Origin of the sequence: Pantoea stewartii subsp. stewartii (assembly GCF_008801695.1) — a bacterium.
Lineage (GTDB): Bacteria > Pseudomonadota > Gammaproteobacteria > Enterobacterales > Enterobacteriaceae > Pantoea > Pantoea stewartii.
Map to the genome: position 1 here is coordinate 1 of NZ_VZPF01000080.1, position 22194 is coordinate 22194.

Consider the following 22194-nt stretch of genomic DNA (forward strand, 5'->3'; position numbering starts at 1 on the left):
AATGGAGGCGAAGCGCCTCAAGGAGCCATGTCCGGTGTTTCACGCGATAGTGTCCATTAAAAAATGATGGACACTATTTTCCCGGAACCGGAGCCCGCTGCACAGACGGTTTAAATGTGACGCTTACTTTCCGCCGTCACACTTGCCCGAGCATTAGCTTCCGTCACCCGTCGCTAAAACAGTTTAAAGCGTTTCTCCGGGGTGCAGATTGGCATTTTCTGTTGCAACGCCAGTGTAATAATGTCGGGAATCCCTCTTTTCCCGACCGCGTTTTAACACCATTGCGCCAGTCGGGAATCGTTCGTCTGACACGACCCGAGGACGCATGAAGACCTTATTACTCACCAAAGAAGATGTCCGACAGCTCATCAGCATTGATGATGTCATTGAAGCCGTCGACGAAGCCTACAGGGCCTTTAACGGCGGCCTGGTGGAACAGCCTGACTATATCGGCCTGCACCTGCCCGCCCCCCCGTGGCGAGATTGATTTTAAAACCTGCTATTACCGCACCAACGAACTGATTTCGATGAAAGCCTCCTCCGGCGGTTTTTCAGAAAACCCGTCCCGTCCTAGTCTGCCGGGCGGTATGGGCACGATCATCCTGTTTGATGCCCAAAGCGGCGCCCTGTGCTGTGTGATGGACGGTAGCCTGATTACCGGTCTGCGAACCGGTGCGTCGGGCGCTGTTTCCGTCAGAGCAATGGCACGTAAAAATGCAAAAAAAATCGCCGCGATTGGCACTGGCAATCAGGCGAGAATGCAAATCCAGGCGATCGCCCGGGTAATGGATATTGAGGAAATCCATGCCTGGAGCCGAACGCCAGCCACCCGTCAGGCTTTCAAAGCGGACATTGAAAGCACCACAGGTATTCCGGTCATTATCGCGGACAGCTGTCAGGCGGCGGTCGGGCAAGCCGATATTCTTATCACCACTACCCGGGGCAAAGGTCCGCTGATTGAGGCCGACTGGATTCCGCCCGGCACGCATATCATCGCCATTGGCACCGATCAGCGCGGTAAACAGGAGTTTGACCCGCAGATTTTTAGTCGGGCAAAAGTGATCGTGGATTCCCTGCCCCAGTGCACGCAGAAAGGAGAAACCTGGCATGCGCTGGACAGAAATATCATCAGTGAAAACGCGATTCATGCCGAAATCGGGGAAGTTTTGTCCGGGAAGAAATCGGGCCGGGAAAACGATCGGGAAATTACCTTCTTTGACTCCACCGGGCTTGCCATTCAGGACAACACGACAGCCGGGCGCATTTACCGCAAGGCCCTTGAAAAAGGCTACGGAACCGGATTTGCATTTTTTGAATAACGTTTCGTTCAGACGAAGGTAATGTATATGACGCGTTCGTACCCCACCCTGCAGGACATTCATGACGCGCAGCAGCGCATCGCTGCCCATATTCGCCATACGCCGTTACTCCGCGCTGAAAAAATTGAAAAACGGGTCGGCTGTGAGCTTTACCTCAAGCCGGAGACGTTGCAGATTACCGGCGCGTTTAAAATACGGGGCGCACTGAATAAGGTCCTTTCTCTGCCCGTTGAGGCGTTTGCCAACGGCATGATTTCCAGTTCATCAGGCAATCATGCCCAGGGCCTGTCTTATGCAGGCAGAATGCTGGGCGTAAAGGTCATTCTGGTGCTGCCGGTCACAACGCCGCAAATCAAAATCGACAATACGCGCGCCCTGGGCGCAGAGGTGATTCTCTTCGATAGCGACAATGCGTCCCGCTGGAAGAAGGTGTATGAAATTGCCGAGCTCAACAATTATGCGGTGGTGCATGGCTTTGAAGATCCGATGGTCATGGCGGGCCAGGGAACGATCGGCTGCGAAATCCTGCATGATTTGCCGGATGTGGATACCGTGATTGTGCCGCTGGGCGGTGGCGGACTTCTCTCCGGTGTGGCGACCGCAATCAAAGAAACCCGCCCTGCCGTCAGAGTGATTGGCGCGGAACCCGCTCTGACCCCGAAATATTACCAAAGTCGGATCAACAAACAGCCAACGTCACTGCCGCTGCTCAATACTATTGCGGATGGCTTAAGACTCAGCGTGCCGGGCCGCAATCCCTACCCGATTATTGAAAAGTACGTAGATGAGATTGTGCTGGTTGACGACGAGCATATTACTCAGGGCATGCGGGTGCTGGCCAGTGAGGCAAAATTGATTGCCGAGCCCGCGGCCTCCATCGGCCTTGGCGCGTTGCTGGCGGGATCGGTCAGCCTGAAGCCCGCTGAGAAAGTCTGTGTACTGTTAACGGGCGGTAACTGGGATCTGGCCGACCTCGCCGAAATCTATGCCGTGAAGTAACCGCGACGGATGCGATGCGTTCTGCACGTGGTGAAGTCTGCGACAAAACCACGTCGCATTTTCCGATCCTGAGATAAAAGCGCATCCGTTTAAAAAAGACTGACGCCCAGGCGCAGCATAATCCGCTGGGTTAAGGCGACTTCTTACCGTTAAATCACCAACTTGCTGCGCTTAGTCAGCTTTAGTCGCCATTATGTCCAGATGTCTGGATGGCTAATAAATTTCTGTGCTAACTTATGCGCTTTCGTTAGTTGCCGCACCGGTAGCTTCGGGAAAATATGCGATCAGTGACTTTAATGGAGAGCTCCGTGATGCGTGCAGTCAATCGCCTTGAGATGCGTAACATCTCTATCGATTTCGGCGGATTTGCCGCGTTAACCTCAGTGGATTTTCTGACGGAAGGTCACTCGGTTCATGCCCTGACCGGGGCCAATGGCGCGGGTAAATCCACCCTGATGGCGGTACTCTCCGGTGCCCACAGTCACTATCACGGTGAGATTCTGCTGGACGGCCAGCCTGTGTCGATTCGCAGCCCGCGTGACGCCAAAAAGCTCGGCATTCACCTGGTGCAGCAGGAAGTGGATGTTGCGCTGGTGCCCCAGTTAAGCGTGGCCGAGAACATTCTGCTGGATCAACTGGCCGAACCGGGCCATGGCTTTCGCTGGGGCGATATGCGTCGTCAGGCGCGAGACCTGCTGGCGCAGCTGGATGCCACGATTGATGTCAAACGTCCGGTCGAACGTTGTTCGCTGGCGGAAAAGCAGCAAATCCTGCTGGCCAGAGCCCTGTCGCACCATTGCCGCTTTCTGATTCTTGATGAACCCACTGCCCCACTCGACCAACACGAAAGCGAGCGCCTGTTCGCCGTAGTTCGTCGCCTGCAGACCAGCGGTATTGGCGTGATATTTATCTCTCATCGTATTCACGAACTGAAAGCCATCTGCGATCGCCTGACGGTACTGCGCGATGGCCGCCTGGTGGAAAGTAGCCCAATGGCTTCCCTGAGCGGTGAGCAAATCGTTGAAAAAATGCTGGGTCATCCGTTGACCGATATCTATCCTCCGCGCCGGCCATTGCAGTCCTCATCCGTACTCATGGCGGTGGAAGGATTACATGATGAACACCTGCTCCGGGACATCTCACTGCGTTTACACAAGGGCGAGATTCTGGGTATTGCCGGGCTGGCCGGGGCTGGCAAAACCGAACTCTGCAAAGCGTTATTTGGTGCCAGTAAAAGCCGGGTTACCCGCGGTGAACTGCACGGTAAACGCTGGAAACCGCGATCGCCACACGATTCCGTGAGTCAGCGCATGGCACTGGTGCCGGAAGAGCGCCGCAAAGAGGGCATCTTCATTGACGAATCGGTGGCGATGAACCTCAGTATCAGCGCAGACGACAGTTTTTCCCGCTGGAGCCTGTTCGGCCATCGTCAGGCCTGGCGCTGGGCGGAAGCGGTGATCCGTCGTCTTAACGTGCGTACGACTGGCCCCGCCCAACCGTTACGTCGGCTTTCCGGCGGCAATCAACAAAAGGTGGCGATTGGCAAATGGTTACGCAATAACGCCGATGTCCTGATTTTCGACGAACCGACCAAAGGCGTGGACGTAAAAGCCAAAACGGAACTGTTCACGCTAATCAGCAACCTTGCCCATGAAGGCAAAGGGATTATTTACGCCTCTGGCGAATTTTCTGAACTGGTCGGCTTATGCGACCGTATTTGTGTGCTCTGGGACGGACGTATTGTGGCGGAATTAGACGGACAACGCGCCACGGAAGAGACACTTTTGCTCTATTCCACCGGAGGAACCCCTGCGTGAGCAGTAAAGAGTTAGCCCTGAATTCCGCATCGCCATCGCTGCGCCATCAGCTGTTCGATTTCCTCTATAAGTGGGGCATGTTGCTGACAGTGGTGATATTGATCGCTGCCTTTGGCCTGGCTTCCGACAGCTTTCTGGAGCCGAACAATATCATCAATATTTTGCGGTCTATCGCCATCGTAACCGTGATTGCCGTGGGCGTTTCTGTATCCCTGACCGTTGGCGGCTTCGACCTTTCGGTGGGCTCTACCGCGTCACTGGCAAACGCCCTGGTCATTTCGCTGTTTGTCTGGTACGGCTTCGATACCACGGCGGCGATCGCCATCACTCTGGCGCTGTGCACGCTGGTGGGACTGTTTAACGCCTTTCTGATCGTCGTGCTGCGCATTCCCGACATGCTGGCCACACTGGCCACCCTGTTTGTGATTCAGGGCGTCGCCATGACCTACAGCTTTGGCGGCTCGATTACGGAAAACATGGTGCTGCCCAGCGGCGATATGGCGGAAGGCACCATTCCTGCTGCCTTTAACCTGTTGGGTCAGGTACCCACGATCGTGATTATCATGCTGGTGGTGACCGTGGTGGCACAGTTGGCGCTATCGCTGACCAAACACGGCCGCCGCATGTATGCGCTGGGCGGAAACCCCGAAGCCGCCCGACTTTCCGGTATTCGCACCACGCGTTATCGCGTTCTGGCCTATGTGATTGCCTCACTACTGGCCGGACTGGGCGGTATTCTGCTGGCCTCACGCATTGGATCGTCCCAGGTTAACGCCGGTAGCGGTTATCTGATGGACGCCGTGGCTGCCGCCTGGATCGGCTTTTCACTGGCCGGCTCCGGTAAGCCAAATGCGCTGGGTACGCTGGTCGGGGCCGTCATTTTAGGGGTTCTGCAAAACGGCCTGGTAATGTTATCCGTGCCCTATTACGCCATGGACATTATCAAAGGATTAGTGCTGGCCTTAGCGCTGGCCATCACTTATGTACAGCGTCGTTAAGACGCGTTCTTCTACTGGAGTTAAGAATAATGAAAAAGATAACACTCTCGCTGCTGGCCCTGAGCCTGTTAAACGCCAGTGCCGCGTTTGCCGACACCATAACACCTGTCCCTGCCGCCATCGCCAATCATGAAGGGCCGATTCGTATTGCCGTCATCCGTAACCTCGGTTCCGACGACAACACGACCCAGTTTGTGGCAGGCGCGATTCAGCAGGGTCGCCAGTTGGGCTTCAAAGTCAGCACCTTCCTCAGCAACGGTGATGACGCGCGTTTTCAGGATTTTGTTAATCAGGGGATCAGCCAAAAATACGACGGTATTGTGCTGTCACACGGCAAAGCGCCCTATGCCAGCGCACTGGTAAAACGCATCGCTGACGCGGGCATTAAAGTGTCGGTATTTGACACCCCGGTAGACAACCCGATTCCCGGCGTGACGGTGACCGCCCAGGATGACGCCTCGCTGGCGCAGCTCTCCCTGGGGCAGTTGATCAAAGACTTCAACGGCAAAGCGAACATCGTGAAGTTATGGGTCGCCGGTTTCCCGCCGATGGAACGCCGTCAGGTGGTGTATGAAAAATTATTAAAAGAAAACCCAGGCATTCATCAGCTGGAGTCCATTGGCGCAGTATCAACGGATGTCCAGGGCGACACGGCCAACAAAGTGGGCGCGATTCTGGCGAAATACCCGAAAGGCAAGATTGACGCCATCTGGGGCGCATGGGATGCCTTCAGCCAGGGCGCGTATAAAGCGTTGCAGGAAAATGGCCGCACCGAGATCAAGCTGTACAGCATTGATGTTTCCAATCAGGATTTGCAGCTTATGCGCCAGAAAGGCAGCCCGTGGGTGCAGACCGTCGCGGTCGATCCGAAAACTATCGGTGCCGTGAATATGCGCCTGGTGGCGAACAAGATCGCCGGGGAAACCACGCCTGCGACGTATGAATTTAAAGCGTCGTCGATTTCACAACAGGCGCTCGACAGTCATCCTGGCGCTGTGAATGTCGCGTCGCTTAACAAGATCATTCCTGGCTGGGGCAGCAATAACGATTTTGTCCAGCCGTGGTTTGCGACACTGGAAGCGAAATATAAGAAATAATGGGTTGTTGGTGGCGCTTGCGCGGGGCGGTTAATTCGCTGCGCGAGGTGGCTGGTTTGCGTCGCTGACGGCTTGTGAAACGCTGAGAGGGTTTCGCCCGCCAGGCGGCCGGGAGTTTCAGTCTGCCCGGTGCGGGCGACCAACAAGGGCTCCCGTCCTGCCCAACTCCCCCACTTTGAGATTTGCGTCTGTTCAGGCGTTTTTATTGCTTTGGATACCGATAATTGATGCTTGTGCGAGAAGTCTTTTCAGGCGTTGAGAAGGTTTGAGTCGCTGACAGCTTATGAAGCGCTGAGGGGGTTTCGCTCGCCAGGCGGCTTGGAGTTTCAGTCTGCCCGGTGCGGGCGACCGACAAGGGGCCGCCAGCCGCCGCGGCCCCTTGACCCCGGGCTCCCGTCCTGCCCACCCGCCGCTTCGCGGTGCCTTCGCTCCTTCAGGATTTCTGCGGACCGCCAGGCCGCGCCATCCGTGGCGCGGCCCGGCTCTCGCCGACGTCCTGTCGGCTCATCCGGAAATCCCTCATCCGCTCAGCGGGTGGGAAGGCCGCCCAACTCCCCCGCTTTGAGATTTGCGCCCGCTCAGGCGTTTTTATTGCTTTGGATACCGATAATGAGTTGCAGTGATGCTTGCGCGAGCAGGCGTTGAGAAGGTTTGAGTCGCTGACAGCTTATAAAGCGCTGAGGGGGTTTCGCTCGCCAGGCGGCCAGGAGTTTCAGCCAGCCCGGTGCGGGCGACCGACAAGGGGCCGCCAGCCGCCGCGGCCCCTTGACCCCGGGCTCCCGTCCTGCCCACCCGCCGCTGCGCGGTGCCTTCGCTCCTTCAGGATTTCTGCGGACCGCCAGGACGCGCCATCCATGGCGCGGCCCGGCTCTCGCCGACGTCCTGTCGGCTCATCCGGAAATCCCTCATCCGCTCAGCGGGTGGGAAGGCCGCCGGGATTGTTAAGGGGCTGGCGCGAGCCCCTTAACCCGGCCGCCTGCACGGACAGGCTGAAACTGCCATCGCCTGGCGGGCGGAAAACTCCCGGTGCACGACCGTAATCTCCCCCGCCCCGCGGGCAAAAAGATAAATCCTCAGATAACACCAAACCAAATCAGTAACACGATCACACTGGCAGGGGTTTCCTGGCGGCATCCGGCGCGCTAAAGAAAGAGCGGCCGCCGGGATTGTTAAGGGGCTGGCGCGAGCCCCTTAACCCGGCCGCCTGCACGGACAGGCTGAAACTCCCTGTCGCCTGGCGGGCGGAAAACTCCCGGTGTACGACCGTAATCACCCCCGCCCCTTGGGCAAACAGACAAATCCTCAGACAACACCACATCAGTAACACGATCCCACAGGCAGGGGTTTACTGCCGACATCCGGCGCGCTGAGGAGGGAACGGAGGCCAGGACGGTCCGTCAGGCCGCAGTGAGAGACGAAGGAACAGCGACGGCTGCCGGCCGCCTGCACGGACAGGCTGAAACTGCCATCTCCTGGCGGGCGGAAAATTCCCGATGCACGACCGTAATCTTCCCGCCCCGCGGGCAAACAGACAAAACCTCAGACAACACCACACCAAATCAGTAACACGATCCCACAGACAGGGGTTTCATGGAGCCGGAGCACAACCGTAATCCCCCCACTCAACGCGAAAGCGCCCCCTCTATAATCCCAGCAGCAACTGTCTCTCCAGCTGCGGATCCACCAGCGTCACATGCAACCCCACCAGCCGGACGCCACGTCCGGCGCGGCGCTCGTCCCAGGTCTTACGGGCCACGGCAATCATGTCCTCTTTATTGAGCACGGGCCAGACATGTTCCTGAGTGGTCTGCTGGAAATCACTAAACTTCAGCTTCACGCCCTGGCGCGCAATGTGCTTATCGGGTCGAATCTGCGTCAGGCGACGATCAAGCTCGGCATAGAGGTAATCAATAATTTCCAGACAGCGCTCCCAACTGTCGATATCGTCAGCCAGCGTCCGCTCTACGCCCAGCGATTTCCGTTCGCGTTCAACCACCACGCCCCGTTCGTCAATGCCGTGACTGCGCTCCCATAACACTCTGCCGAACTTGCCAAAACGCTTAAGCAGCAGCGCCAAATCGGCTTTTTGCACGTCCGCGCAGGTGTGCAGACCCAGCTCTTCGAGCTTTTTTGCTGAAACTTTTCCTACACCGGGAATTTTTGCCAGCGGTAAGGCCAGCAAGAAATCGGACATCTGGGCCGGTGTAATCACATACTGACCATCAGGCTTGTTTAAATCGGAGGCGATCTTGGCAAGGAATTTTATGGGCGCGATGCCCGCAGAGGCAGTGAGCTGCGTTTCACGAAAAATGGTGGCGCGGATGTCCTGCGCGATAAGCGTGGCCGATCCCTGACAGTGCTGGCTGTCGGTGACATCCAGATAGGCTTCGTCCAGTGAGAGTGGCTCAATGAGCGAGGTATAACGCGAAAAGATGGCACGGATCTGACTGGAGGCTTCTTTATAGACGTCATACCGTCCGGGCAGTAGACGCAGATGCGGACAAAGCTTTAAGGCCATACCGGTCGGCATCGCGCTGCGTACGCCATATTTGCGGGCCGGATAATTAGCGGTACTGATAACGCCACGTCGATCGCGGCTGCCGCCGATGGCCATGGGAATATCGCGTAACGAGGGATCGTCACGCATTTCCACCGCCGCAAAAAAGCAGTCCATATCAACATGAATGATCTTACGCATCGCCCCTCCAGTACTGGATAAGTATACAGTCCTGAAAGGCTTGTGCAATATTTCTTGCAATAACAAACAAAGTTTACAAATTTTTGGCGTCATTCCGCCAAAGAAATAGACATTTTGCGCCGTGCTGTATTGCTAAAAAAACAGACAATGTTTAATGTTGCGCTGCGGTAGCGGAAAGTTCCGATAATGCAAACAGAGGCGCACATAACGCGCCATTGTTCTTCTTCACTTCAAGGTATACACAGCATGGGCAAAATCGCACTTCTGTTTGCGATGCTTTTACTGCCAGCCCTCAGCATGGCAATGACTCCCGAGCCGGTTCAGCAACTGGCCCCTGTGAGTAAAGAGTTAAAGAAACAGCTAATCGGCACGCCGGTTTATATTCAGATCTTTAAGGAAGAGCGGACACTTGAGCTGTACGGCAAGATTGGTAACGAATACCGCTTGCTGGATACTTACCGCATCTGCAATTTTTCGGGCGGTCTGGGTCCAAAACGCCGTGAAGGCGATTTTAAAAGCCCGGAAGGTTTCTACAGCGTAAAACTGAATCAGCTTAAACCGGACAGCCGTTTCTATCGCGCGATTAATATTGGCTTTCCGAATCAATACGACCGTGACCAGGGCTACAGCGGCAACTACCTGATGATTCACGGCGACTGTAAGTCGATTGGCTGCTATGCCATGACCAATGCCTATATGGATCAGATTTTCACGTATGTGAACGCGGCATTGCGTAATGGTCAGCAGGAAGTGAATATTGCAATTTATCCGTTCCGCATGACGGACAGCAACATGCAGCGCCATCGTTATTCGGCCTACGCGGATTTCTGGAAGCAGCTTCAGCCGGGTTATGTCTACTTTGCGAAGTATCATCAACCGCCGACAGTCAATGTCGCCAGCGGCAGATATGTGATGAACAGCAGCCCGGTCATCACCCAACCCGAAGCGGCATCACAGTCGTTCCTGGCGCTCTCCAAGGTAAAATAAGGCCCACTCGCCTGGCACGATCCGGTGCCAGGTTTCATTCCCCGTCAGCGGCTGTGTGGCAATGACCGTGACCACGTCGTTCGCCCCGGTATGTTTCTGGAAATCAATTTCCACATCCTGATCGAGCAACTGCGCCCGGCCAAAAGGGGCACGGCGAGTGATCCAGAACAGATTGGTCGAGCAGAAGGCCATCAGATAGCGCCCGTCCGACAGCAACATGTTGAACACGCCCTTTTGCCGCAGCTCGCTCGCCAGCTCGCCGATGTAGCGGAAAACCGCAGGCCAGTTTCCCGGCGTGCGCGGATAGCGCGTGGCCAGCTTATGCAGAATCCAGCAAAAGGCCTTTTCGCTGTCGGTTTCGCCTACCGGCCGAAACGTGCCGGTTTCCAGTTGCCGGTAACCTTTCAGTTGTCCGTTGTGGGCATAGGTCCAGTTGCGTCCCCATAACTCCCGGGTAAAGGGGTGCGTATTTTCCAGCGAAACCGGGCCGCGATTCGCCTGGCGAATGTGCGCCACGACGGAGTGGGATTTGATGGGATATTCCTGCACCAGGCGCGCAATGGGGGAATTAAAACTCGGCAAGGGATCTTTAAAGGTGCGGCACCCTTTATCTTCATAAAACGTAATGCCCCAGCCGTCTTTATGCGGCCCTGTTCCGCCGCCGCGCTGCACCAGTCCGGTGAAACTAAAACAAATATCGGTGGGAACGTTAGCGCTCATCCCGAGCAATTCGCACATAGCAACCGCCTTAGAGTAAAAGCCTCCTGTCGGTCAGGAGGCGACACACGCTGTTACCTGACCATCTCTTTTTCAATCAGCAGCATCAGGATATGAATCACTTTGATGTGGATCTCCTGAATACGGTCAGCATAACCGAAATGGGGCACACGAATTTCAATGTCTGCGCTGCCGGCCATTTTACCGCCATCTTTACCGGTCAGCGTGATCACTTTCATCCCCTGGGCGCGCGCCGCTTCAACGGCTTTGATGATATTAGCCGAGTTACCTGAGGTTGAAATCCCCAGCAACACGTCGCCCGGGCGCCCTACCGCTTCTACATAACGGGAAAAGACATGGTCATAACCAAAATCATTACTCACACAGGAAAGGTGGCTGACGTCTGAAATGGCAATCGCCGGGTAGCCCGGACGATTTTCACGGTAACGGCCCGTCAGTTCCTCCGCAAAATGCATCGCATCACAGTGTGATCCGCCGTTGCCACAGGAGAGCACTTTGCCGCCCGCTTTGAAGCTGTCCGCCAACATCACCGCTGCACGCTGGATGATATGAATGTTCGCGTCGTCATTCAGAAAGTTATTCAACGTTTCTGCAGCTTCGTTGAGCTCTGAACGAATAATGTCCTGATACATAGACTTGTCCTTTGTAGGAGAGGGTAATCACAGCAAGTTTAACGGAATGGCTGACGCACGCATAGCATCACCCCGCCGGATCCTTTTCGCGCCGCGCTTTTTCGCGACCACAGCCTGGGCGTTGCTCGCGCTTTCGCTGATTTTGTGAGTCAGGTTGTAATTGCGATGTAAACAAATTGATAAATGCCCTCATCTGAATTACACCTTCATCATAACAGGTCAGACCTCTTACTACTTACGGAGCACTTCATTATGATGGTTGTCTCGATTCTTGCGACAGTGCTGCTGACTGGCGCACTGTTCTATCACCGCATCTCGCTGCTGCTCAGCAGCGTCATCCTGTTGCTGTGGACCGCAGCAATGGCGGTGGTCCATCTCTGGACGCCGTGGCTGCTTGTGCCGCTGGCGATTATCCTGTTACCGCTGAACCTCACCAGCCTGCGCCGCAGCCTGTTTTCCAAACCGATGCTGCACCGCTTTCAGCAGGTGATGCCGCCGATGTCTCGTACGGAAAAAGAGGCGATCGATGCAGGCACCACCTGGTGGGAAGGCGACCTGTTTCAGGGCAAACCCGACTGGCAGAAACTGCATAACTACCCGCAACCGCGACTGACGCCGGAAGAACAGGCGTTTCTTGACGGGCCGGTAGAAGAAGCCTGTCGTCTGGCGAATGATTTCCAGATTACCCATGAACTGGCCGATATGCCGCCAGAACTGTGGGCGCATCTGAAAGCCCATCGCTTCTTTGCCATGATCATCAAGAAAGAGTACGGCGGCCTGGAGTTCTCTGCCTATGCACAGGCGCGCGTGTTGCAGAAACTGGCCGGCGTCTCAGGCATTCTGGCGATTACCGTGGGCGTGCCTAACTCACTGGGCCCTGGCGAACTGCTGCAACATTACGGAACGGAAAAACAGAAAGACCACTATCTGCCGCGTCTGGCGCGTGGCGATGAAATCCCCTGTTTCGCCCTGACGAGCCCGGAAGCCGGTTCAGATGCGGGTGCGATTCCGGATACGGGCGTTGTGTGCATGGGCGAGTGGCAGGGCCAGCAGGTGCTGGGCATGCGCCTTACCTGGAACAAGCGCTATATTACGCTGGCCCCGATTGCCACTGTGCTGGGCCTGGCGTTTAAACTTTCCGATCCAGACCATCTGCTGGGCGACAAAGACGAACTGGGCATTACCTGCGCCCTGATCCCCACCAGCACACCGGGCGTGGAAATCGGCCATCGCCATTTCCCGCTTAACGTACCGTTCCAGAATGGCCCAACCCGCGGTAAAGATATTTTCGTGCCGATCGATTTCATTATCGGTGGCCCGGAAATGGCCGGACAGGGCTGGCGGATGCTGGTGGAATGTCTGTCGGTGGGCCGTGGAATCACCCTGCCGTCTAACTCAACCGGCAGCCTGAAAAGCGTAGCGCTGGCCACAGGCGCCTATGCGCATATCCGCCGTCAGTTCAAACTGTCTATCGGTAAAATGGAAGGGATTGAAGAACCCCTGGCGCGCATTGCCGGTAATGCCTACGTGATGGACGCTGCCGCGACGCTGATTACCACCGGCATTATGCAGGGCGAGAAACCTGCAGTGCTGTCTGCGATTGTGAAATATCACTGTACCCACCGCGCCCAACAGTCAATTATCGATGCAATGGATATTGCCGGGGGTAAAGGTATCATGCTGGGCGACAGCAATTTCCTGGCCCGGGCTTATCAGGGCGCGCCTATCGCCATTACCGTGGAAGGCGCGAATATCCTGACCCGGAGTATGATCATCTTTGGCCAGGGTGCTATCCGCTGCCATCCGTATGTGTTGCAGGAAATGGCGGCCGCCGCCAGCAATGATGTGGCGGGCTTTGATAAGGCGCTGTTTAGCCATATTGGCCACGTTGGCAGCAATGCGATGCGCAGCCTGTGGCTGGGCCTTCTGGGCGGACGCACCAGCGCCGCGCCAACGCGTGATGCCACCCGTCGCTATTATCAGCATCTGAACCGTATCAGTGCCAATCTGGCGTTACTGTCGGACGTGTCCATGGCGGTGTTAGGCGGCAGCCTGAAACGTCGCGAACGTATGTCAGCCCGCCTGGGCGATGTGCTGAGCCAGCTGTATCTGGCCTCGGCGACGCTGAAACGTTATGAGGATGAAGGCCGTCATGAAGCCGATCTGCCGCTGGTGCACTGGGGCGTGCAGGATGCCTTGCACAAAGCCGAGAAAGCTATGGACGATCTGCTGAGCAACTTCCCGAACCGTCTGGTCGCTGGCGTCATGCGCCTGGTGGTCTTTGCCGGTGGTCAGCACTGCCCGGCACCGTCCGATCGCCTGGATCATAAGCTGGCAAAAATGCTGCAGGTGCCGTCGGCGACGCGTACGCGCTTAGGTCGTGGTCAGTATCTGGCTCCCAGCGAGCATAATCCGGCGGGCCAGTTAGAGCAGGCGCTACAGGATGTGATGGCGGCTGAGGTGATTCACGATCGCCTGTGCAAACAGCAGAAAAAACACCTCTCGTTTACGCGCCTGGATGCGCTGGCTAAACAGGCGCTGGAACAGGGCTGGATCGATCAGAAAGAGGCAGAGGTGCTGAAGCGTGCCGAAGAGAGCCGTCTGCGTTCAATCAACGTGGACGAGTTTGAGGCCGATGCGCTGGCCGTGCCGGTCAGACAGGATGTGACTAAGCCCGCGCGCCCCAGCGAGGCGGCATAACCCATCAGGCCGACATCACGTCGGCCTTTTTTTATCCCGCCTGGCGGATGCGGGCAATCAGTGCATCCACATCGTCCACGTGCCCGGCCGCCAGAATCAGGGTGCGGCCCAAGGTAATCGCATTGCGAATGCAGTCAGTCCGCATCTCCTCATCCCGAATCAGTTTCATGTCCGCCACATGCGACATGCCAACGGTTCTGCGAATCAGTTCGGTGCCACAATAGCCAATGGTATCTGCCCACACTTTACGCAGAAACGCCTGCGCATAGCCGGGATAAGCCATGGCCACATCCTGCGTCTTGCTCTCCGCCAGCGCCAGAAAACGCGTTTCGAAGGTCTGCCAGACATCATGCACGTCGCTCAGGCGCTGCTCACGCGCATCCGCGGCTTCACGGGGCGGCAGCAGTCCTGGTAAGCCACAGTAGTTAATCAGCAGATTGCCCAATGCCGTACCGACATCAAATCCCATCGGTCCAAAATAGCCAAACTCTGCGTCGATCGCTTTTAGGCTACCGTCAGCCACAAAAATGGAGCCGCTGTGGATATCGCCATGCAGTAAGGCTTCTGCATGACTGAAGAAACGGTGCTTCAGCCCGGCGACAGCAATGCGCAGCGCCTCATCGGTACGAAGCGATGCCACCAGGGGTTCCAGCGCCTCGGGATAGCTGTTACGCACATGATCGGTATAGGGATCGTTGAAAAAAAGATCTTCTGTGATTTCACACAGTTCGGGATTGATAAAGCGCGCCACTTCGGCTTTTTTCACATGCGGATGCAGAATGAAGTCTGAGGTATGGAATAACGTCTGGGCCAGATATTCGCCAAGCTGACGCGGCGCCTCCGGATAGTAAGCGCCCTTCACCAGCTCACTGCGCCAGATACGGTGACTGGACAGATCTTCCATGATCATCACCGCCAGGTCTGCATCGTAATGCGTGACGTTGACCGTGTGCTGCGGGCAATATTTGTAATGCTCGACCAGCGTCTGCGCTTCAATACGCGCACGATCAAGAGTTAACGGCCAGGATTCACCCACACAGCGCACATAGGGCAACGCCTGCTTGACCACAATGCGGCTGTTGCCCTGGTCGTCGTAAATTTTGAACACCTGGTTGAGGTTACCATCACCAATCTCTTCCGCACTGCGTAAAACCGAGGGATCTTCCAGCCCACCAAACTGTTTGGCATATTCAACCGCATCAGCAGCGGTGAACGTACGGTATTGCGACATTGACCTTTCCTCATCAACAAACGCCGGTGTGCGTCGGAGCTGATTAATCTTTCGTAATAAGCCGTTCAGACGTCTATACATCCGTTACGCATGTTGGCACAATATCCGTCATCAACGCAACATGGATTTCACCGACAATGCAGACATTCCAAACCACAAGCTTACAGGTTCGCAACAACCAGCTCTGGATACTGGATCAGCAGGCCCTGCCTCAGCAAAAGAACTGGCTGCCCGCCCATACTGTGGCGCAGTTGGTTGACCATATTCATGCCCTGCGGGTGCGCGGCGCGCCGTTAATTGGTTTATCTGCATCACTGCTGCTGGCTCTGCTGGCAGAACAGGGGGAATCACGCGAGCAACTGGCGCAATCGCTGGACACCCTGCGGGCCGCCCGCCCTACTGCCGTGAACCTGATGAATAACCTTGATCGTATGAAACAGGCGCTGGCGCAGCCAGAAATGGCAACGAGCCTGATGGAAGAAGCGTTGCGTCTGGTGCATGAGGATAAACAGCTGTGCGATCGCATCGCCGATGCCGGCAGCGCGCTGGTCAAACCCGGCAGTCAGTTGTTAACCCACTGCAACACCGGCGGTCTGGCGACTGCGGGTGTGGGTACGGCACTGGGCGTTATCGCGCGTGCGCATCAACAAGGCCACGTTCACAATGTCTGGGTTGATGAAACGCGCCCGCTGTTGCAGGGGGGACGCTTAACCGCCTGGGAACTGGGCGAGCTGGGTGTGCCTTACCAGTTGATCACGGATTCGATGGCCGCCAGCCTGATGGCGGCGGGCAAGGTTGATGCTGTCTGGGTCGGCGCGGATCGCATTGCCGCCAATGGTGACGTGGCGAATAAAATCGGCACCTACAGCCTGGCGGTACTGGCGCACTATCATGGTATTCCGTTTTATGTTGCCGCGCCGCATACCACGCTGGATCGTCAATGCCCGACGGGGGATGCCATCCCGATTGAGCAGCGTGCCGCCAGTGAAGTTACCGGTGTGTCGGGAAGCTTCGGCAGCGTGCAGTGGGCGCCCGCGGATGCGCAGGTTTCTAATCCGGCCTTTGATGTCACGCCTGCGGCGCTCATCAGTGGTTGGGTACTGGATACCGGCGTGATCACACCGGCACAGGTGGCTGCTGGCGTTTTTCAGCCACAGTAAACAAAACGGGCGGCTGAGTCAGCCGCCCGCAGAACGCACCGTCATAATTACGCCAGGCGCGGGTAGGCATCGGCGATCCTGTCGCCTGTGAAGTTGGCGATCCAGCCTTCCTGATTATCAAAAATACGAATCGCCGTAAAATGCGGGGATGATCCCATATCAAACCAGTGCGGCGTGCCTGCGGGCACCGAGATCAGATCGTTTTTTTCGCACAGGATCTGCAGGATTTCACCGTCCAGATGCAGGCAGAACAGCCCGGCGCCTTCGACAAAGAACCGCACTTCGTCTTCACCGTGCGTATGTTCTGAGAGGAATTTCTGGCGCAGCTCGTCTTTTTGCGGATTGTCTGCCCGCATACTGATGACGTCCCAGCTCTGATAGCCTTTTTCGGCGACCAGGCGGTCAATAGCGTGCTGATAGGCGTTGATCACCGTTTCCGCATCGGGATTCTCGCCCAGATCGCGGTCTGCCTGCCAGCGCTCGAAGCGAACGTCTTTGGCGTTCAGACGCTCACGGATCGCCTCGGGATCGGTGCTGTGCCACAACGGCTGGCTCGGATCGCTATCGCTAAAAATGGTCAGTGCACTCATTTCAAATCGACTCCGGGTTAATCTGAGAAAAATCAGCGACCTGACGATGATGGCTGTCATCATCCGCCGCGTCACGAATCAGCTGCAACGTGTGCCAGCCAGCCTGTCTGGCGGCGTCCAGCTCCTGATGAATATCAGAGAGGAACAGCAATTGTCCGGCCGGCAAGCCCGTTTGCGCCGCGATGTTTTGATACGACGTTACCTCGCGCTTGGCGCCCACGTGGGTATCAAAGTAACCGCTAAACAAACCAGTAATATCACCTTCATCGCTGTAGCCAAATAACAATTTCTGCGCGGCAACCGAGCCAGAGGAATATATATAAAGTTTAATGCCTTGCGCGTGCCAGGCCGTGAGCGCAGGCAGGACATCCGGATAAAGGTGCCCCGTAAAACGTCCGCTCAGATAGCCCTCGCGCCAAATCATCCCCTGCAGCGCTTTCAGGCCGGTCGATTTGCGGTCCTCATCCATGTAAGAAAACAGGATGGCGATCACGCTGTCGACGTCGGCATCGGGCTGTCCGGCCTCCGTACGCACGGCATTGAGCGCGTCCTGAACGGCGGGCTGCGCCTGATGCTGGCGCACATAGTCGGCCAGATGGGCACGGGCATAGGGAAACAGGACGTTATGTACAAAACGGATATCGCTGGTGGTGCCTTCAATATCGGTAACAATGGCCTTAATCATGCCTTCTCCAGCAAGCGACGTTGACGTTCGCATTCAAATAAAAACTCCAGCCCTTCCAGATGGCGGCGCGCTTCTGCCACATCGTTGCCCCAGCAGGTCAGGCCATGGCCACGCAGCAGAAAGCCGTAACGCAGCGGAAAACGGGCTGCATAATCTTCAATTTCTGACGCCAGCGCGGCAACATCCTGGCGGTTATCAAACACCGGAATCGCCACGGTATCCTCATGCGTGGACTGACCGCTCAGCGACTTTTGCATCTCATAGCCGTACAGCAGTAGCGCCGCGCCCTGCTCTACGCGCGACAGAACGGTGGAATTGACCGTGTGCGTATGCAGTACTGCGCCCGCCTCCGGAAACAGGCGGTAGATCAGCGTGTGCAGTGCGGTCTCGGCAGAAGGCCTGCGACCCGAGGGTGCCTGGCTGGTGGCAATGTCGACCTGAATAAAGTCATCCCGCGTCAGGCTGCCTTTATCTTTGCCTGACTCGCTGAGCAGGCAGAAATGCGCATCCTGGCGCACCGACATATTGCCGCCGGTGGCGGGCGCCCACCCCTTCGCACCTATCCAGTGACAGGCGGCAACCAGCTGATCTAAAGCATGAGAATCGGACATTACTCTTCCTTTTAGCCGTCTAAGCGTCTTGATTGCCAAATACTAGCATCCTGTTTATAGTGGCAGCAACTCAGCGTTTCTCCGTAACCGTTTTTGCGCGTAAGGCAACCTAATCATGACGCAATCCATCCTCACGCCTGAGAGCAAGTTACCCGCCCTCGGCACCACGATATTCACGCAGATGAGCGCGCTGGCACAGCAGCATAACGCCATCAATCTTTCCCAGGGTTTTCCGGATTTTGATGGTCCGCGCTACCTGCAGGACAGGCTGGCTTATCATGTCAGTCAGGGTGCCAATCAGTATGCCCCTATGACCGGCGCACAACCGTTACGCGAAGCCATTGCCGACAAGACCGCTGCGTTGTACGACTATCGTCCCGATGTGAACAGCGATATCACCGTGACCGCAGGCGCAACCGAAGCGCTGTATGCCGCGATCACTGCCCTGGTTCGCCCGGGTGACGAGGTGATCTGCTTCGATCCCAGTTACGACAGCTATGCGCCCGCGGTGCAACTGGCGGGCGGCGTACTGAAACGCCTCACCCTGCAGCCGCCCACGTTTGCAGTTGACTGGCCGGCGTTCTCCGCGCTGTTAAGCGATAAAACCCGACTGGTTATCTTAAATACGCCACATAATCCCTCGGCCAGCGTCTGGCACCAGGCTGACTATGCGGCCTTATGGCAGGCGATTGCTGACCGGGAAATCTATGTGCTGAGCGATGAGGTTTATGAGCACATCTGTTTTGCCAGGGACGGTCATGCCAGCGTGCTGGCGCACCCCGAACTGCGTCAACGTGCGGTGGCGGTTTCCTCGTTTGGCAAAACCTTTCACATGACCGGCTGGAAAGTGGGTTACTGCGTCGCCCCCGCGGCGATCAGCGCAGAAATCCGCAAGATCCATCAGTACCTCACTTTTTCCGTCAACACACCCGCTCAGCTGGCGATTGCCGATATGCTGCGCCAGCATCCTGAACATTATCGTGAGCTGCCCGACTTCTATCGCGCGCGCCGTGACCGACTGATACAGGCACTGAGCCGTAGCCGTTTCCGCATTTTACCATGCGAAGGCACCTACTTCCTGCTGGCGGACTACAGCGCTATATCGGCGCTGGATGACGTGCAGTTTTGCCAGTGGCTGACGCGCGAAGTGGGCGTGGCCGCGATCCCGCTGTCGGTCTTCTGTGAAGCGCCTTTCCCACACAAACTGATCCGGCTGTGCTTTGCAAAACAGGAAGCGACGCTCGACGCCGCAGCGGAGCGTTTATGTCGTCTCTAGCCATTACGTTGTTGCAAGCGCCGCTGACGTGGATGGATGGCGAGGCTAACCTGCGCCATTTCGATAATCTGCTGGCTGACATGACAGACCGGGATGTGATTATTCTGCCGGAGATGTTCACCACCGGTTTTGCGATGGAGGCTGCACAGCAGGCCCTGCCGCAACAGCAGGTCGTGACATGGTTACACCGCCATGCGAAGCGCACGAATGCGCTGGTGGGCGGCAGTGCTGCGATACATACGCCAGCGGGTGCCGTGAACCGTTTTTTACTGGTTGAGCCGAATGGCACGCTGCATCACTATGACAAGCGACACCTGTTTCGCATGGCGGATGAACAGCAGCATTACGTCGCGGGCACGGCGCGCACGGTGATTCAGTGGCGCGGCTGGCGCATTTTGCCGCAAATCTGTTACGACCTGCGCTTTCCGGTCTTTTCGCGCAACCAAAATGACTACGATCTGGCGTTGTATGTGGCCAACTGGCCTGCGCCGCGCGCGCTGCACTGGCAGGCGCTACTGCTGGCCCGGGCGATTGAGAATCAGGCGTTTGTGGCGGGCTGCAATCGCGTGGGCAGCGATGGCAACCAACATCAGTACAGTGGGGACAGCCAAATTATTTCACCGCAAGGCGAGGTGCTGGCTGCAGGTGAGCCCTTTACGGCAGGTAAGGTTGAGACGTCGCTGTCGCTCGCCGATCTGCAGGCTTATCGCGAGCGGTTTCCGGCGTGGCGGGATGCGGATGGCTTTACCCTGGCAGAATAAAAGCGCCCCCGGCCTGGCCGGGGCGCTTCAGTCAGTTATTGCAGGTCGAAACGGTCCAGATTCATCACTTTTGTCCAGGCCGCCACGAAGTCAGTAACAAACTTCTGTTTCGCATCGCTGCTGGCATAGACTTCCGCCAGGGCGCGCAGGATGGCGTTGGAACCGAATACCAGCTCGGCACGCGTGGCGCTGAACCTGACTTCGCCACTCTGACGGTCACGACCTTCAAAGATCTCTTCACTGCTGTCGGTCGCACGCCAGGCGGTGCGCATATCCAGCAAGTTTACGAAGAAGTCGTTACTCAGGACGCCGACGCGGTCAGTAAAGACGCCATGATGGCTGCCGTCAAAGTTGGTCCCCAGCACACGCAGACCACCCAGTAACACCGTCAGTTCCGGCGCGCTCAGCGTCAGCTGCTGTGCTTTGTCCAGCAGCAGGGTTTCGGTTGACGAGCCGCCTTTCACGCGACGGTAGTTACGGAACCCGTCCGCCAGCGGCTGAAGCACGTTAAAGGATTCGACATCAGTTTGATCCTGACGAGCATCCACACGACCTGGCGTAAAGGGGACCTGCGCGGCCACGCCCGCAGCGGCGGCGGCCATTTCGATACCGACGCTGCCCGCAAGGACGATGACGTCAGCCAGCGAGGCCTTGCCGGATTCCTGCTGAATCTGCTGCAGTTTCGGTAACACGTCGTTAATCACGCTGGCGTTCACAGCCCAGCTATTCTGCGGTGCCAGGGCCAGACGGGCACCGTTCGCTCCGCCACGTTTGTCGCCACCCCGGAAGGTTGATGCCGACGCCCAGGCCGCTGAAACCAGCTGGCTCACGCTCAGACCTGACGCCGCGATTTTCGCCTTCAGCTCACTGATATCCGCTGGCGTGGGCTGATGAGTCGGCTGCGGTAACGGATCCTGCCACAGTAAATCTTCTTTCGGCACTTCTGGCCCGATGTAACGTGCTTTTGGCCCCATATCGCGGTGCGTCAGTTTAAACCAGGCGCGGGCGAAGGCTTCGTTAAAGGCCTGCGGATCGTTAAGGAAACGGCGAGAGATTTTCTCGAACTCCGGATCAAAACGCAGCGTCAGGTCCGTAACCAGCATGGTGGGTTTACGCTTTTTCTCAGGATCGAACGGGTCCGGAATAATGGCTTCTGCGTTAACGGCTTCATACTGAATGGCCCCTGCCGGGCTATGGGTTTTCACCCACTCATATTTAAACAGGTTCTCAAAGAAGTAGTTACTCCACTGAGTTGGCGTCTGCGTCCAGACGACTTCCAGACCCGACGTAATCGCATCGGCACCGACACCGCTGCCGTAGCTGTTGTTCCAGCCAAAGCCCTGAGCTTCGATGGGTGACGCTTCCGGATCGACGCCCACATGGCTGGCCGCCGCCGCACCGTGGGTTTTACCCAGCGTATGCCCGCCTGCGATCAACGCGACGATCTCTTCATCGTTCATGCCCATGTTGCCAAAGGTGGCGCGAATCGCTGGCGCGGCAGATGCCGGATCGCCGCTGGCTTCAGGCCCCTCTGGGTTCACGTAGATCAGCCCCATTTCGGTTGCGCCCAGCGGGGCGTTAGCCAGACTTTCGGGATGACGGTGGGCCAGCCACTCGGTTTCGTTACCCCAGTCCACGTCCATATCCGGTTCCCAGACGTCTTCACGACCGGCACCAAAACCAAAGGTACGGAAACCTGAGTTTTCCAGCGAAACGTTACCCGCGAGAATATAGAGGTCGGCCCAGGAAATTTTCTGGCCGTATTTCTGTGTGCGCCCGGCATGGGCGCACTCCTGCGGGTGTAAGTCCCGCCATGAGTTGATCACAGCAAATGAAGTGAAGCGCAACTGCATTAGGGTGACCGAGTGTGGGGAGGAAGCGTGGAGCATAAATCG

The 22194-nt window shown here is 56.8% G+C and carries 19 protein-coding genes; 11 read left to right on the forward strand and 8 right to left on the reverse strand.

Annotated elements, in window-relative coordinates; translation table 11 throughout:
- Positions 1–325: 325 nt before the first annotated feature.
- The 6 genes from F7Q90_RS27305 (at position 326) to F7Q90_RS20070 (ending at position 6230) form a co-directional block, all read left to right on the forward strand.
- On the forward strand, positions 326–487 hold the full coding sequence (locus F7Q90_RS27305; protein WP_237166076.1) for a hypothetical protein: 162 nt from the start codon (positions 326–328) through the stop codon (positions 485–487).
- A gap of 40 nt (positions 488–527) precedes the next feature.
- Complete coding sequence (locus F7Q90_RS20050) at positions 528–1319, forward strand: ornithine cyclodeaminase family protein (RefSeq protein WP_237166075.1); 792 nt, start codon at positions 528–530, stop codon at positions 1317–1319.
- A 27-nt stretch (positions 1320–1346) separates the two neighbouring features.
- Complete coding sequence (locus F7Q90_RS20055; RefSeq protein ID WP_006118050.1) at positions 1347–2318, forward strand: threonine/serine dehydratase; 972 nt, start codon at positions 1347–1349, stop codon at positions 2316–2318.
- Between the two features lie 311 nt (positions 2319–2629).
- Positions 2630–4135, forward strand: coding sequence for a sugar ABC transporter ATP-binding protein (locus F7Q90_RS20060; protein WP_006118049.1), 1506 nt, complete (start codon positions 2630–2632; stop codon positions 4133–4135).
- Entirely contained in the window at positions 4132–5133 is a 1002-nt protein-coding gene (locus F7Q90_RS20065) for an ABC transporter permease (protein WP_006118048.1), read from the forward strand. The genes F7Q90_RS20060 and F7Q90_RS20065 overlap by 4 nt, the downstream gene beginning before the upstream one ends.
- A gap of 29 nt (positions 5134–5162) precedes the next feature.
- A complete protein-coding gene (locus F7Q90_RS20070) occupies positions 5163–6230 on the forward strand; it encodes a sugar ABC transporter substrate-binding protein (RefSeq protein WP_006118047.1) in 1068 nt (355 codons plus the stop codon).
- Between the two features lie 1642 nt (positions 6231–7872).
- Here the strand turns inward: F7Q90_RS20070 and dinB are convergent.
- Complete coding sequence (gene dinB / locus F7Q90_RS20085) at positions 7873–8928, reverse strand: DNA polymerase IV (protein ID WP_006118046.1); 1056 nt, start codon at positions 8926–8928, stop codon at positions 7873–7875.
- A 246-nt stretch (positions 8929–9174) separates the two neighbouring features.
- On the opposite strand from dinB, the gene dpaA reads away from it, so the two are divergent.
- Positions 9175–9915 carry a peptidoglycan meso-diaminopimelic acid protein amidase gene (dpaA, locus tag F7Q90_RS20090; RefSeq protein WP_006118045.1) on the forward strand — a complete coding sequence of 247 codons (741 nt, stop codon included), beginning with the start codon at positions 9175–9177 and terminating at the stop codon, positions 9913–9915.
- Here dpaA and F7Q90_RS20095 read toward each other — a convergent pair.
- Both F7Q90_RS20095 and lpcA read right to left on the reverse strand, forming a co-directional pair.
- On the reverse strand, positions 9880–10653 hold the full coding sequence (locus tag F7Q90_RS20095; RefSeq protein WP_006118044.1) for a class II glutamine amidotransferase: 774 nt from the start codon (positions 10651–10653) through the stop codon (positions 9880–9882). The two genes, dpaA and F7Q90_RS20095, sit on opposite strands and share 36 nt — an antisense overlap.
- 53 nt (positions 10654–10706) lie before the next feature.
- Positions 10707–11285: a D-sedoheptulose 7-phosphate isomerase gene (gene lpcA / locus F7Q90_RS20100; protein ID WP_006118043.1), complete on the reverse strand. Its 579-nt coding sequence runs from the start codon at positions 11283–11285 to the stop codon at positions 10707–10709.
- A 252-nt stretch (positions 11286–11537) separates the two neighbouring features.
- Here lpcA and fadE point away from each other — a divergent pair, with 252 nt between their 5' ends.
- Positions 11538–13985, forward strand: a complete 2448-nt coding sequence (fadE, locus tag F7Q90_RS20105; protein WP_006118042.1) for an acyl-CoA dehydrogenase FadE — start codon at positions 11538–11540, stop codon at positions 13983–13985.
- A 31-nt stretch (positions 13986–14016) separates the two neighbouring features.
- On the opposite strand, the gene mtnK is transcribed toward fadE, so the two are convergent.
- Positions 14017–15216 carry an S-methyl-5-thioribose kinase gene (gene mtnK / locus F7Q90_RS20110; RefSeq protein WP_006118041.1) on the reverse strand — a complete coding sequence of 400 codons (1200 nt, stop codon included), beginning with the start codon at positions 15214–15216 and terminating at the stop codon, positions 14017–14019.
- 137 nt (positions 15217–15353) lie between these two features.
- Here mtnK and mtnA point away from each other — a divergent pair, with 137 nt between their 5' ends.
- Positions 15354–16376, forward strand: coding sequence for an S-methyl-5-thioribose-1-phosphate isomerase (gene mtnA, locus F7Q90_RS20115; RefSeq protein WP_006118040.1), 1023 nt, complete (start codon positions 15354–15356; stop codon positions 16374–16376).
- Between the two features lie 47 nt (positions 16377–16423).
- On the opposite strand, the gene F7Q90_RS20120 is transcribed toward mtnA, so the two are convergent.
- Genes F7Q90_RS20120 through F7Q90_RS20130 form a run of 3 tightly spaced genes read right to left on the reverse strand, consistent with a single transcriptional unit; the run spans position 16424 to position 18262 of the window.
- Positions 16424–16966, reverse strand: coding sequence for a 1,2-dihydroxy-3-keto-5-methylthiopentene dioxygenase (locus F7Q90_RS20120; RefSeq protein WP_006118039.1), 543 nt, complete (start codon positions 16964–16966; stop codon positions 16424–16426).
- A 1-nt stretch (position 16967) separates the two neighbouring features.
- A complete protein-coding gene (gene mtnC, locus F7Q90_RS20125) occupies positions 16968–17651 on the reverse strand; it encodes an acireductone synthase (RefSeq protein WP_006118038.1) in 684 nt (227 codons plus the stop codon).
- The gene (locus F7Q90_RS20130) at positions 17648–18262 is read right to left on the reverse strand and encodes a methylthioribulose 1-phosphate dehydratase (RefSeq protein WP_006118037.1); all 615 of its coding nucleotides are present in this window, start codon (positions 18260–18262) and stop codon (positions 17648–17650) included. Before F7Q90_RS20130 ends, mtnC begins: the two co-directional genes overlap by 4 nt.
- A 115-nt stretch (positions 18263–18377) precedes the next feature.
- Between F7Q90_RS20130 and F7Q90_RS20135 the strand changes: the two genes are divergently transcribed.
- Together F7Q90_RS20135 and F7Q90_RS20140 are read left to right on the forward strand one after the other, a co-directional pair.
- The gene (locus tag F7Q90_RS20135; RefSeq protein ID WP_006118036.1) at positions 18378–19538 is read left to right on the forward strand and encodes a pyridoxal phosphate-dependent aminotransferase; all 1161 of its coding nucleotides are present in this window, start codon (positions 18378–18380) and stop codon (positions 19536–19538) included.
- Entirely contained in the window at positions 19526–20299 is a 774-nt protein-coding gene (locus F7Q90_RS20140) for an amidohydrolase (protein ID WP_006118035.1), read from the forward strand. Before F7Q90_RS20135 ends, F7Q90_RS20140 begins: the two co-directional genes overlap by 13 nt.
- Before the next feature lie 35 nt (positions 20300–20334).
- Here F7Q90_RS20140 and katG read toward each other — a convergent pair.
- Positions 20335–22194, reverse strand: a 1860-nt coding sequence (gene katG / locus F7Q90_RS20145; protein ID WP_249042828.1) for a catalase/peroxidase HPI, incomplete at its 5' end; no start/stop codon positions are given.

Excerpts from the sequence above, each read along its gene's own strand:
- F7Q90_RS20070 (WP_006118047.1), top strand. The coding sequence starts at position 5,163 with ATGAAAAAGATAACACTCTCGCTGCTGGCCCTGAGCCTGTTAAACGCC.
- dinB (WP_006118046.1), bottom strand. The coding sequence starts at position 8,928 with ATGCGTAAGATCATTCATGTTGATATGGACTGCTTTTTTGCGGCGGTG.
- F7Q90_RS27305 (WP_237166076.1), top strand. The coding sequence starts at position 326 with ATGAAGACCTTATTACTCACCAAAGAAGATGTCCGACAGCTCATCAGC.
- F7Q90_RS20120 (WP_006118039.1), bottom strand. The coding sequence starts at position 16,966 with ATGAGTGCACTGACCATTTTTAGCGATAGCGATCCGAGCCAGCCGTTG.
- F7Q90_RS20060 (WP_006118049.1), top strand. The coding sequence starts at position 2,630 with ATGCGTGCAGTCAATCGCCTTGAGATGCGTAACATCTCTATCGATTTC.
- fadE (WP_006118042.1), top strand. The coding sequence starts at position 11,538 with ATGATGGTTGTCTCGATTCTTGCGACAGTGCTGCTGACTGGCGCACTG.
- F7Q90_RS20140 (WP_006118035.1), top strand. The coding sequence starts at position 19,526 with ATGTCGTCTCTAGCCATTACGTTGTTGCAAGCGCCGCTGACGTGGATG.
- dpaA (WP_006118045.1), top strand. The coding sequence starts at position 9,175 with ATGGGCAAAATCGCACTTCTGTTTGCGATGCTTTTACTGCCAGCCCTC.
- mtnK (WP_006118041.1), bottom strand. The coding sequence starts at position 15,216 with ATGTCGCAATACCGTACGTTCACCGCTGCTGATGCGGTTGAATATGCC.
- F7Q90_RS20095 (WP_006118044.1), bottom strand. The coding sequence starts at position 10,653 with ATGTGCGAATTGCTCGGGATGAGCGCTAACGTTCCCACCGATATTTGT.
- F7Q90_RS20055 (WP_006118050.1), top strand. The coding sequence starts at position 1,347 with ATGACGCGTTCGTACCCCACCCTGCAGGACATTCATGACGCGCAGCAG.
- lpcA (WP_006118043.1), bottom strand. The coding sequence starts at position 11,285 with ATGTATCAGGACATTATTCGTTCAGAGCTCAACGAAGCTGCAGAAACG.
- mtnA (WP_006118040.1), top strand. The coding sequence starts at position 15,354 with ATGCAGACATTCCAAACCACAAGCTTACAGGTTCGCAACAACCAGCTC.
- F7Q90_RS20130 (WP_006118037.1), bottom strand. The coding sequence starts at position 18,262 with ATGTCCGATTCTCATGCTTTAGATCAGCTGGTTGCCGCCTGTCACTGG.
- F7Q90_RS20050 (WP_237166075.1), top strand. The coding sequence starts at position 528 with ATGAAAGCCTCCTCCGGCGGTTTTTCAGAAAACCCGTCCCGTCCTAGT.
- F7Q90_RS20135 (WP_006118036.1), top strand. The coding sequence starts at position 18,378 with ATGACGCAATCCATCCTCACGCCTGAGAGCAAGTTACCCGCCCTCGGC.
- mtnC (WP_006118038.1), bottom strand. The coding sequence starts at position 17,651 with ATGATTAAGGCCATTGTTACCGATATTGAAGGCACCACCAGCGATATC.